General features: G+C 67.2%; 10 protein-coding genes and 1 pseudogene. 10 read left to right on the forward strand and 1 reads right to left on the reverse strand.

The features are described 5' to 3' along the window. Nucleotides 1-77 precede the first annotated feature (77 nt). The 6 genes from pstC to B4K74_RS05860 are packed head-to-tail and all read left to right on the forward strand — an operon-like array spanning nt 78 to nt 5581. Nucleotides 78-1520 (forward strand): phosphate ABC transporter permease subunit PstC, encoded by a 1443-nt coding sequence (gene pstC, locus B4K74_RS05835; RefSeq protein WP_286692152.1) that lies wholly within the window; start codon nt 78-80, stop codon nt 1518-1520. Beyond that, nucleotides 1513-2802: a phosphate ABC transporter permease PstA gene (gene pstA / locus B4K74_RS05840; protein ID WP_286692153.1), complete on the forward strand. Its 1290-nt coding sequence runs from the start codon at nt 1513-1515 to the stop codon at nt 2800-2802. The genes pstC and pstA overlap by 8 nt, the downstream gene beginning before the upstream one ends. A 4-nt stretch (nt 2803-2806) precedes the next feature. After that, entirely contained in the window at nt 2807-3694 is an 888-nt protein-coding gene (gene pstB, locus B4K74_RS05845; RefSeq protein ID WP_286692154.1) for a phosphate ABC transporter ATP-binding protein PstB, read from the forward strand. A 10-nt stretch (nt 3695-3704) separates the two neighbouring features. Beyond that, entirely contained in the window at nt 3705-4445 is a 741-nt protein-coding gene (gene phoU, locus B4K74_RS05850; protein WP_286692155.1) for a phosphate signaling complex protein PhoU, read from the forward strand. 17 nt (nt 4446-4462) lie between these two features. After that, nucleotides 4463-5152 carry a phosphate regulon transcriptional regulator PhoB gene (phoB, locus tag B4K74_RS05855; protein WP_123288353.1) on the forward strand — a complete coding sequence of 230 codons (690 nt, stop codon included), beginning with the start codon at nt 4463-4465 and terminating at the stop codon, nt 5150-5152. Nucleotides 5153-5155: 3 nt separating this feature from the next. After that, nucleotides 5156-5581, forward strand: a complete 426-nt coding sequence (locus B4K74_RS05860) for a hypothetical protein (protein WP_286692156.1) — start codon at nt 5156-5158, stop codon at nt 5579-5581. Here the strand turns inward: B4K74_RS05860 and B4K74_RS05865 are convergent. Beyond that, on the reverse strand, nt 5551-6453 hold the full coding sequence (locus B4K74_RS05865; RefSeq protein WP_286692157.1) for an Hsp33 family molecular chaperone: 903 nt from the start codon (nt 6451-6453) through the stop codon (nt 5551-5553). The two genes, B4K74_RS05860 and B4K74_RS05865, sit on opposite strands and share 31 nt — an antisense overlap. 150 nt (nt 6454-6603) lie before the next feature. Here B4K74_RS05865 and B4K74_RS05870 point away from each other — a divergent pair, with 150 nt between their 5' ends. From B4K74_RS05870 to B4K74_RS05880, 4 genes and pseudogenes are all read left to right on the forward strand, one after another. After that, the gene (locus tag B4K74_RS05870; RefSeq protein ID WP_286692158.1) at nt 6604-7968 is read left to right on the forward strand and encodes an SDR family oxidoreductase; all 1365 of its coding nucleotides are present in this window, start codon (nt 6604-6606) and stop codon (nt 7966-7968) included. A gap of 39 nt (nt 7969-8007) precedes the next feature. Next, nucleotides 8008-8538, forward strand: a pseudogene (locus tag B4K74_RS13450) (HAD-IB family phosphatase); the annotation flags it as partial. A 135-nt stretch (nt 8539-8673) separates the two neighbouring features. Next, nucleotides 8674-9900: a phosphoglycerate dehydrogenase gene (gene serA / locus B4K74_RS13455; protein ID WP_339784579.1), complete on the forward strand. Its 1227-nt coding sequence runs from the start codon at nt 8674-8676 to the stop codon at nt 9898-9900. A 90-nt stretch (nt 9901-9990) separates the two neighbouring features. Further along, nucleotides 9991-11814 carry an autotransporter domain-containing protein gene (locus tag B4K74_RS05880; protein ID WP_286692160.1) on the forward strand — a complete coding sequence of 608 codons (1824 nt, stop codon included), beginning with the start codon at nt 9991-9993 and terminating at the stop codon, nt 11812-11814. Nucleotides 11815-11844: the final 30 nt, after the last annotated feature.

Consider the following 11844-nt stretch of genomic DNA (forward strand, 5'->3'; position numbering starts at 1 on the left):
TGACCAATCACGGGCAGGGTCCGCGCACTTTTGATGACTGCAGGATTGCGGTCTGATTCCCCGTATCGCGGACCTTGATGACCCTGACCGTCCTTCTGATTGTGATCGTGCTGGCAGCGGCGGCCTTTGTGCTGGGCCAGCGGCGGGCCACGCGCCGTGCTGCCCTGCTGACCGGTCGGGAGCGCCCCCATTCGCGCCCTGCGCAGCATGGCGCCTATACCCTGATCTGGGTGGCGGCGCCGGCGGTATTCGTTCTGGTGGCCCTGTCGCTGCTGTCGGGGCCGATCACCCAGCAACTGGTCCAGACCGGCCAGCCCGAGGCGGTGTCCACCCTCGAGCCCTTCCGCAAGAATGCCTTTGTCGCCGATGCCGCGCGGGTCGCGGAGGGACAGCCGGCCCAGGCGATCTGGGAGCCGGAGCTGGCGCAGCATCTGGCGAGCGAGGGTGCGCGTTCCGACCGGATCGAGATGACGCTGGACTGGGCCGGAGCGGTCGGTGCCATCCTGGTCGCGCTGATGGGGGGCATTATCGCCTTCATGCGGATCCGGCCGGATTTCAGGGCGCGTAACCGGGTGGAGGGCTGGATCGTCGGCCTGCTGCTGGTCTGTTCGGCGATTGCGGTGCTGACGACCATCGGCATCATCGCCTCGCTGCTGATCGATGCGACGCGCTTCTTCTCAGCGGTGCCGTTGCCCGAGTTCCTGTTCGGCACCCAGTGGAGCCCGCAGACCGCCATCCGTGCAGACCAGGTCGGATCGACCGGTGCATTCGGAGCCCTGCCGCTGTTCGCGGGCACCTTCCTGATCATGCTGATTGCTATGGCCGTGGCCGCGCCCGTCGGCCTGTTCGCGGCCATCTATCTGTCCGAATACGCCGGACCGGCCAGCCGGGCGATCATCAAGCCGGTGCTGGAGATTCTGGCCGGTGTGCCGACCGTGGTCTACGGCTTCTTTGCTGCGCTGACGGTGGGCCCGGCCTTCCGCGAGTTCTTCAACACCATCGGAAGCTGGCTGATCGGTGGACCACTGGATGGCCTTGGCCAGTATCTGATGCTGGTCCAGAACCAGATGGCGCTGGTGGCCGGCGCGGTTATGGGGATCATGCTGATCCCGTTCGTGTCGTCGCTGTCCGATGACATCCTGAACGCCGTGCCGCAGTCGCTGCGGGACGGGTCCTATGCCATGGGGGCCACCAAGTCCGAGACGGTCAAGCGGGTGCTGATGCCCGCCGCCCTGCCGGGTGTGGCCGGGGCCCTGCTGCTGGCCATGTCGCGGGCCATCGGCGAGACCATGATCGTGACCATGGCGGCGGGCCTTGCCGCGCGCCTGACGCTCAATCCTCTGGATACGGTGACCACGGTGACGGTGCAGATCGTGACCCTGCTGACCGGCGACCAGGAGTTCAACTCGACCAAGACGCTGGCGGCCTTTGGCCTGGGCCTGACCCTGTTCCTGGTCACCCTGGCGCTGAACATCGTGGCCCAGCGCATCGTGCAGACGTATCGGCAGCAGTATGACTGAGACCCGCGACGCGATGACGGCGACCCGTCTGGACCGGCTGAGGGGCGGGCTGAAGCGGCGCTATGCCCGCGAGGCCCGGTTCCGCCTGTATGGGATTCTGGCCATTGCCGTGGCCGTGGCGTTTCTGGCGCTGCTGCTGGGCCGGATTATCGATCAGGGGCATACGGCCTTCTATGCCCATGACGTCTCGGTGCCGGTCTATCTGAACCCGGCGGAGATCGACCCCGCCTATCCGCAGGGCACCAATTTCGAGCAGATGGTGGCTCAGCAGCAGCTGGCGTCGCGAGGACTGGAGGGCGATGCAGCCGGACCGCTGGCTGCCGAAATGCGCGGCCTGTTCTCGTCGGAGCTGAAGTTCGAGATCGCCCGGCGGGTGGCGGAAGACCCCTCGCTGATCGGTCAGACGGTGACGTTTGACGTGCCGGTGTCGGATGAGGCGGACCTGTATTTCAAGGACGAAATCTCGATCGACACCCCCCCTGAGCAGCGGCGGCTGACGAACCAGCAGATCGGCTGGCTGGACCAGCTGGAAGACGATGGCAACGTCCGCGCCCACTTCAACAGCCGGCTGTTCACCAGCGGTGATTCGACCGAGCCTGAGCTGGCCGGCGTGCTGGGCGCGGTAATCGGCTCGGCCCTGATGCTTATGGTCACGGCCTTCCTCGCCCTGCCGATCGGCGTGGCGGCGGCGGTCTATCTGGAGGAGTTCGCGCCGCGAAACCGGCTGAGCGCCCTGATCGAGGTGAACATCAACAATCTGGCCGCCGTGCCGTCGATCGTTTACGGCCTGCTGGGTCTGGCGCTGTTCATCAACTGGATGCACCTGCCGCGCTCGTCGCCGCTGGTCGGCGGTCTGGTGCTGGCGCTTATGGCCCTGCCGACCATCATCATCGCCACGCGCTCGTCGCTGAAAGCAGTGCCGCCGTCGATCCGCGAGGCGGCGCTGGCCATGGGCGCCAGCCGCACCCAGACGGTGTTCCAGCATGTGCTGCCGCTGGCCCTGCCCGGGGTGATGACCGGGGCGATCATTTCGCTGGCCCATGCGCTGGGCGAGACCGCGCCCCTGCTGCTGATCGGCATGGTCAGCTTTATCCCGGGTATCGCCAGCTCGATCACCGAGCCGACCGGTGCCCTGCCGTCCCTTATCTACATCTGGGAGAATGCCTCGGAGCGCTCGTTCCACGAACGGACCGCCGCGGCCATCATGGTTCTCCTGGCCTTCATGATCGTGATGAACGCTGCCGCCATCCTGCTGCGGCGTCATTTCGAGCGCCGGTGGTAAACGCATGAAACAGATGATCTATCGCTCGCAGGACGGACTGGAAGGCGGCGCATCCGCGCCTGCCGCCGAGGTGCCTGCCGAACTGGCCGCCGCCGCCCAGGCCGCGACCGATCCCAAGGGGGCGGCTCCAGTCGGCCCGACCAAGATCTCCGCGCGCGACGTGTCGGTCTTCTATGGGGAAAAGCAGGCGCTGTTCGACATCAGCCTGGACATTCCGGACAAGACGGTGACGTCGCTGATCGGGCCGTCGGGCTGCGGCAAGTCGACCTTCCTGCGCACCATGAACCGGATGAATGACACCATCGCCGGGGCCAAGGTGACGGGCCGGATCGACATGGACGGCGAGGACATCAATGCCCGCTCGCTGGACCCGGTGCTGCTGCGCGCCCGGGTCGGGATGGTGTTCCAGAAGCCCAACCCCTTTCCGAAGTCGATCTTCGAGAATGTCGCCTATGGTCCGCGCATCCATGGCCTGACCCGCTCCAAGGCTGAGCTGGCCGAGGTGGTCGAGGAATCGCTGCGCCGCGCCGGTCTGTGGGAAGAGGTCGCCGACCGCCTGCATTCGCCAGGCACCGGCCTGTCGGGCGGTCAGCAGCAACGTCTGGTCATCGCCCGCGCGATTGCGGTCAATCCCGAAGTGATCCTGATGGACGAGCCCTGCTCGGCGCTGGACCCGATCGCCACGGCCAAGATCGAGGAGCTGATCGACGAGCTGCGCGAACGCTATTGCATCGTGATCGTCACCCACTCGATGGCCCAGGCTGCGCGTGTCAGCCAACGCACCGCCTTCTTCCACATGGGGCGGCTGATCGAGACCGGCGACACCGAAGAGATCTTCACCAATCCACGCGAACGTCGCACCCTCGACTACATCACCGGCCGTTTCGGCTAGGATACCCCGAATGAACCAGCACACCGTCAAATCGTATGGAGACGAGCTGAACCAGCTAACGGCCATCGTCGCCCGCATGGGCGGACTGGCCGAGGCCCAGGTTGCCGACGCCATCGAGTCGGTGGCGCGTCGGGATGTGGCGCTGGCCCGGGCGGTGGTCGAGCGCGATGCCCGCCTCGATACCCTGCACAGCGACATCGAGAAGAAGGCCATCCGCCTGATCGCCCTGCGCCAGCCGGTTGCCTCGGACCTGCGCAAGACGCTGTCGGCGATGAAGCTGGCGGTCGATCTGGAACGCACGGGCGACCTGGCGCGCAATATCTCAAAGCGGGCGCTGATCCTGGCCGACGGCGAGCCCATGCTGCCCCTGACCCGGTCGATCGAACGGATGGGCAAGCTGGTATCGAACCGGCTGCGCGATGTGCTGGATGCCTATACGGCCTCGGACGTGGATCGGGCGATGGGCGTCTGGACCTCGGACGACGAGGTCGATGAGCACTACAACAGCCTGTTCCGCGAACTGCTGACCTATATGATGGGCGACCCGCGCACGATCACGGCCTGTACGCACCTGTTGTTCATGGCCAAGAATCTGGAGCGGATCGGCGACCACGCGACCAATATCGCCGAGACCATCCACTATGAAATCACCGGCGGCGACATGATCGGTGAGCGGCCGCGCTGGACGCCGACCCCGTCGGACTCAGACGTCATGGCGACCGACGACCCCCTGCGCCCGCAAGAGACCTGAGACCGGAGACCTGAATCGTGCAGCCCTATGTTCTTGTGATGGAAGACGAGGACGCGCTGGCGACCTTGCTTCAGTACAATCTGGAAAAGGAAGGCTATCGCGTTGTGGTGGCCGGTGACGGCGAGGAGGGGCTGGTCCAGATCGACGAGCGCCTGCCCGATCTGGTGCTGCTGGACTGGATGCTGCCCAAGGTGTCGGGCATCGAGGTCTGCCGCCGCATTCGTGGACGGCCCGAGACCCGCAACCTGCCGATCATCATGCTGACGGCACGTGGCGAGGAGACCGACCGTGTGCGCGGCCTCGACACCGGCGCCGACGACTATCTGACCAAGCCGTTCTCGATGACCGAGCTGATCGCCCGCATCCGGGCGGTCCTGCGCCGCATCCGTCCGGGTCTGGCGGATGACCGGATCAACCACGGCGACATCGTCATCGACCGCGTCGCCCACCGGGTGCGCCGGGCGGGCAAGGAAATCCACCTGGGCCCGACCGAGTTCCGCCTGCTGGACCACTTCATGCAGCACCCGGGCCGGGTGTTCAGCCGCGAACAGCTGCTCGACGCGGTCTGGGGCTCGGACGTCTATGTCGAGGCCCGCACGGTCGATGTCCACGTCGGCCGCCTGCGCAAGGCCCTGAGCGTCGAAGGCACCGCCAACCCGATCCGCACCGTGCGCTCGGCGGGCTATTCGCTGGATCTGGACGGGTAGGGCGTGTCGGGGCCGTCCGACCGGCTCGACCTCAGCGGGCGCTGGGCGGGCGTCTTTTTCTACCCGGACGGCGCCCCGGACGACTTCGTGCCGACCAGCTTTCTGGCGATACTGGACGAGCACGGCAGCCACTTTACGGGCCAGACCACGGAGCGGGATTACTGGAGCCCGGTCGGCGCCGACCTGCACGCCGTTCTGGAGGGGCAGCGGACGGGGCTGTCGCTGGCCTTCACCAAAATTCCGGACGGCGGGCGGGTCACCATCGAATATGTCGGCGAGCTGACCCCCGATGGCCAGACCATCCGGGGGCGGTGGCACATCCTGGGCAATTGGTCCGGGACCTTCGAGATGCAGCGGCAGGGGGCAGCCGTTGAGGAGGTGGAACGGCGTGCCTCCGCCTACACCTCCGTGCCCGCCTCCAGCGCATAGACGGTGGCGCAGTATTCGCAGGTGACGCGGATTTTGCCGTCGGGCTCGACCATCTCGGCGCGTTCGGCGTCGGTGAAGCTGTCGAGGACGGTGGCGATGCGGTCGGGCGAGCAGCGGCACAGGGCTTCGAGCGACTGGCCGGCCTCGAGGCGCACGCCGTCCTCGTGGAACAGGCGGTAGAGCAGGGTCTCGGACGGGACCTGGGGGTCGATCAGTTCGTCGGCGCTGATGGTGTTGAACAGGGCGCGGGCGCGGGTCCAGGACTCCTCGGTCTCGCCCCGGGTGGCGTCGGCGGCGAGTCGCTGGATCATCATGCCGCCGGCGCGCCAGCCGCTGCCCGTCTCGTCGGTCAGGTGGCCGACGGCGAGGCGCACCTCGGTCGGGATCTGTTCGGATTGCTCGAAATAGTGTTCGGCGCACAGGGCCAGGCTGCCGCCCTCGATCGGGGTGATGCCCTGATGGCGGTCGAAGTCCGGACCCTGATCGAGGGTCATGACGAAGACCCCCTTGCCCAGCAGGCGGTGGGCGCCGGGGCGGGCGTCATCGGCGGTGAGGGCGGCCAGTTCGCCCTCGTCATAGCGGCAGTAGCCGCGGAGGGTGCCCTCGGTGCCATAGTCACAGACGACGTAGCGCACCGGGCCGTCGCCCTGGGCCTGAACGATCAGTCGCCCGTCGAATTTGAGCGCCGAGCCGATCAGGGCGGCGAGCGCGCAGGCTTCGCCCAGCAGTTCCGCAACCGGGGCCGGATAGGCATGGGCCGACAGCACGGCGTCGATGGCCGGACCCATGCGGACGATGCGGCCGCGCACGGGCTGGCCGTCGATCTGGAAGGCGGCAACCCGGTCGTCGGGCAGGCGGGAGGCGTCGGTCAAGGGGCGTTCCTGTAAAAGGCGAAGGCGCACAGATAGGGGGTGGCGGCGACCAATTTAAGCCCTTGCAAGCCTTGCCTTATGATATGGCCGGAAACCGCGAGGGGCCTGTGCCGTTGTTCTGTCGGCCCCCACTGTGAACGAAGGCGTCTGATGTCTGCAAAGCCCCAGCTGAAACCCCTCAAGGATCAGGCGATCGTCATTACGGGCGCGACATCGGGCGTCGGGCTGACGACGGCGCGGCGGGCGGCGCGGGCCGGGGCCTGTGTGTTCCTGATTGCGCGGGGTGAGCAGGATCTGAAGACCCTGTGCGAGGATATCCAGGCCCAGGGGGGGCGCGCGGCATGGGCGGTTGCGGACGTCGCGGATTATGACGCCCTGGCCGAGGCGGCGGACAAGTGCCAGCGTCTGTTCGGCGGGTTCGACACCTGGGTGAACAATGCCGGGGTGTCGATCTTTGGCCCGATCCGCGAGACCACGCTGGAGGACCAGCGACGCCTGTTCGAGACCAACTACTGGGGCGTGGTCAACGGCTCGCTGATCGCGGTCGAGCATCTGCGCGGGCGGCCGGGCGGCGGGGCCATCGTCAATGTCGGCTCGATCCTGTCGGATGCGCCGATCCCGCTTCAGGGCATCTATGCCGCGTCGAAACATGCGGTGAAGGGCTTCACCAATTCGCTGCGCATCGAGCTGCTGCGAGAGAAGGCGCCGGTGTCGCTGAGCCTGGTCAAGCCGGCGGCGATCGACACCCCCTATAACCGCCACGCCCGCAATCTGACGGGGCAGGCGGTGCAGAACCCGCAGCCCGTCTATGGCACCCATGTGGTGGCCGATACGGTGCTGTATTGCGCCAGCCATCCGATCCGCGAGATCACGGTCGGCGGGGGCGGGCGGCTGATCGCGTCCTTCTATTCGGCGCTGCCGGGGCTTGCCGAGCCGATCTTTGCGCGCTTTGCTCCGTCCATGATGCGCGACAAGAGCCATGATTATCACCCCTGGGACGACGGCCTGTACGACCCGACCAATGACGGCCTGGCCGATGAGTTGCACTATCCGGTGGTGCGCCGGTTCAGCACCCTGGCCGAAGTGCGCAAGCATCCGGGCATCGCGGGGGCGGTGGTGGCGCTGCTGGTTGCGGTCGGCGTCGGCTATGTCTTGCTGAACCAGAAGTCGGGGCCGACGCGGTTTGAGCGCTGGAAGACGCAGGCCGATCCGCGTCGCTGGCGCATGCCCTCGATGCCCTCGATGCCGTCGATGCCCGACATGCCGTGGCTGGCGCGGTTCCGCTCCGATGGCGTGGAGGAACGGCTGGAGGCCCTGCAGGCCGAGCTGGACCGCTATGGTGGACGGGCGCGGCGAGGTCTGGAAGACGCGGGCGGTCGCGCCCGGCGCTATGCCTCGGATGCCGGCGGCTATGCCCGGGACCACGCCAGGGAGGGCGGGGCCGTGGCGGCTACTGTCGCCCTGCTGGGGGTTCTGGCCGCAGTGGCGCTCAAGGCCCGGCAAAACGACGACTGAGGCGTTGCTGCAACTGCGAAGGTGGGTCAAGGTCGGGCCATGTCCGATGCGCCCACACTGATTTTCGACTTCGATTCGACGCTGGTCGGCTTCGAGACGCTTGAGGCGCTGGCCGAGCTGGCGCTGGAGGGAGCACCCGAGGCCGGGGCGGTCCGCGCCGAGATCGCGGCCCTGACCGATCAGGCCATGTCGGGCGTTCTTAGCTTCGACCAGGCCCTGACCCGTCGACTGACCCTGCTGCCGCTGACCCGCGACCATGTGCTGGCGCTGGCGGAGCAGGCCGTGGCGCGACTGGCGCCGTCGGTGGCGCGCAACGTCGAGACGCTGCGCGCCCATGCCGAGCGGGTGGTGATCGTGTCCGGCGGTTTTCGCGAGGTGATCGCACCGGTAGCAAGGCATCTGGGCGTGCCGGATGCGCGGGTGCTGGCCAATGACCTGACCTATGACGACACGGGCCGGGTGACCGGGGTGGACCGTGCCAATCCCCTGTCCGCCGATGGCGGCAAGGTGACCGCCATCCGGGCGCTGGGCCTGTCGGGCACCGTGGTGATGATCGGTGACGGTTGGACGGATGCCGAGGTGCGTCTGGCCGGGCTGGCCGATCGGTTCCATGCCTTTTGCGAGGTGGTGCGCCGCCCGCGCGTGGTCGAGGCCGCCGACGCGGTCGCCGTGTCGCTGGACGAGGTCCTGCATGCCGAGGGCCTGATCGGGCGGTGGTCCTACCCCCGCAGCCGCATCAAGGTGCTGTTGCTGGAGTCGGTGCACCCGGCGGCGGTCGCGGCACTGGAAGACGCGGGATATTCGGTCGAGTGCGAGACCGGAGCCCTGGACGAGGACGCGCTGATCGAACGGCTGAAGGGCGTGCATGTGCTGGGGCTGCGGTCGAAGACGGCCGTCAGTGAGCGGGTGATCGACGCGGCGGACCGGCTGATGGCGGTCGGGGCCTTTTGCATCGGGACCAATCATATCGATCTGGAGGCCGCCAGCCGCCGGGGCATTGCGGTGTTCAACGCCCCCTATTCCAACACCCGGTCGGTGGTCGAACTGGCCATCGGGCTGGTCATCACGCTGATGCGCGGGGTGGCCGACCGGTCTGCCGCGATGCATGAGGGCCGGTGGAACAAGAGCGCGCGGGGCTCGCGCGAGCTACGCGGCAAGACGCTGGGCATCGTCGGCTATGGCGCCATCGGCTCGCAGCTGTCGGTGCTGGCCGAGGCGCTGGGCATGCGGGTCATCTATCATGACCTGTCCGAGCGGCTGGCGCTGGGCAATGCGCGGCCCGTGATCACGCTGGACGACCTGCTGGCCGAGGCTGATGTGGTCAGCCTGCATGTTGACGGGCGCGCGGGGAATCACCGGTTGATAGGGGCGGGCGAACTGGCGCGGATGAAGCCGGGGGCCGTGCTGATCAATCTGTCACGCGGGCATGTCGTCGATATCGACGCGCTGGCCGAGGTCATTCGGGCCGGACGACTGGGCGGCGCGGCCATTGATGTCTTTCCCGAGGAGCCCCGGACCAATCAGGACCCGTTCGACAGCCCCTTGCGCGGTCTGGCCAATGTCATCCTGACCCCGCATGTCGGCGGCTCGACCGAGGAGGCCCAGGAGGCCATCGGGGCATTCGCAGCCTCGCGCCTGCTGGGCTATCTGAACCGGGGGGACACGACCTTCTGTGTCAACCTGCCGAATGCGCAACTCTCGGACGTGCAGGGTACGCATCGGTTGCTGCATATCCACCAGAACCAGCCGGGTGTGTTGGCCGCCCTGAACCTGGCCCTGTCCGAAGCCGGGCTGAACATTCTGGGTCAGCATCTGAAGACCGATGGTCGCACGGGCTATGTCATCACCGACGTGGATCGCGACTATCAAGCGGGTGCGCTGGACGTGCTGAAGACTGTGCCCGGAACGCTTCGGTTTCGCGCTCTTTACTGAAGCTTACGCAGCGGCATCTTGCGTTGGGGTCGCTGTCGCGCGCACACTGTTGCCAACAGTCGCGACTGACGACTGAGGGAGGATCTCATCATGTCACGTTTCATGCGCACCGCCGCCGCTGCGGCCCTGACCCTTGCTGCGGGTGCCGCCCTCGCGGGCGCCGCCAACGCCCAGAGCTATGACCGTCTGGTCGTGTTCGGCGACAGCCTGAGCGACAACGGCAACCTGTTCCTGTTGTCCGGTGGCACCCAGCCGCCTGCGCCTTTCTACTTCCAGGGCCGGTTCTCGACCGGGCCGGTTTTCGTCGAGCTGCTCGGCTTCAGCCTGGGTCGGTTCGCGGCCGGAGATTCGAACGCCGGCAGCATCAACTATGCCTTTGGCGGTGCCCGCACCGACCTGTCGGGCTTTCCGCCGGGTATGCGGACCCAGCTGAATGCTTATCTGGGCGGCGGCGGGACGTTTGATTCCAATGATCTGGTCAGCATTCTGGGCGGCGCCAACAACATCTTCCAGGGCCTGCCCGCTGCCGGGGCCTCGATCAATCCGGCCGGCGCCATCCAGCCGGTGTCGCTGTCGGCGGCCGCCGACATCAACCTGCTGGTCGACAGTGTGGCCGCAGCCGGCGCCGGCACCATCCTGGTCAGCAACCTGCCGAAGCTGAGCCTGACGCCGCAGTTCGGGGGGACGACCGCCGCCCCGCTGGCCGACTATGCCGTGACGACTTTCAACGGGGCCCTGCTGACCGGCCTGAACACGGTGGCGGCCAACCGGCCCGGCACCAACATCATCCTGATGGACCTGTTCAAGATCGGTGACACCATCGCCGGCAACCCGACGGCGTTTGGCGTGACCAATGTCACCCAGCCCTGTTTCAACCAGGTGGCGCTGACGCTGTGCTCCAACCCGGACGACTATTTCTATCTGGACGGGGTGCACCCGACGGCGGCCGGCCACCGGGCGATTGCCAGCCTGGCCAATGACTATCTGTATTACGGCGATCGGGGTGCGGCCACAACGCATCAGGGTGAGCTGTCGATGCGCCAGCGCGAGGACTCGCTGGACCTGGGCTCGGAAGCCCTGTCGGGCTGGGCGGCCTGGGAACCCGGCCGCACCACGGTCGATGTGAGCCTGACGGGCGATACCACCGACGTCGACTCGCGTGGTCTTGCCCCGGCGGCCAAGGTCGAGGGTCAGGGTATCCGCCTGGCCATCGATCACAGCATCTCCGACGGCTGGCGCATGGGCTTTGCCGGCAGCTATCGCCAGGCCGAGACCGTTGCCGGACCGACCCGGTTCGACAGCGAGAATTTCTCGTTCGACGCCTTCGTCGGCTGGCGCTCGGGCCCGCTGTTCGCCAACGTCACGGCGGGCGCGGCGCGCGACACCTATGACGACATTCTGCGCAGCACGGGCGTCGGCCCGGTGGTCCACACCGGCGAGACCGAGGGCTACAGCCGCGGTGTCCGGGTGCAGGGCGGGACCTGGTTCGATATGGGCGGTATCGCCCTGTCGCCCCGCGTGGCCGTGACCTGGGCCTCAACCGACGTCAGCGGCTATATCGAGAACGGCGTCGCCGCCCAGTACGTCTATGAAGACCGCACTGTCGAAGGCATCACCGGTGAGGTCACCCTGCGTGCCGAAAGCGCCATCGAGGGGGTCACCTTCTATGTCGAGGGCGGCTGGCGCGAGAGCCTGGACGACAGCTCGGATCCGGTCGGAACCGGCATCGCCGGCAGCCCGTCGCAGGTGCTGTACCGCACGATTGAGGACCCGATGGGTGGCCAGCTGCTGGCCCAGATGGGCCTTGAAGTCGACTGGGGTCCGGCCATGGTCGGCCTGGGCCTGAAGGGTCGTTACGGCGAGCATGCCGACAGCTTCGTCGGCGGGATCACCCTGCGGATGCCGCTGAACTAGGCGACGCGTTCAATGCATGATGAAGGGGCG

This window comes from Brevundimonas sp. UBA2503 (assembly GCF_002341485.1).
GTDB lineage: Bacteria > Pseudomonadota > Alphaproteobacteria > Caulobacterales > Caulobacteraceae > Brevundimonas > Brevundimonas halotolerans.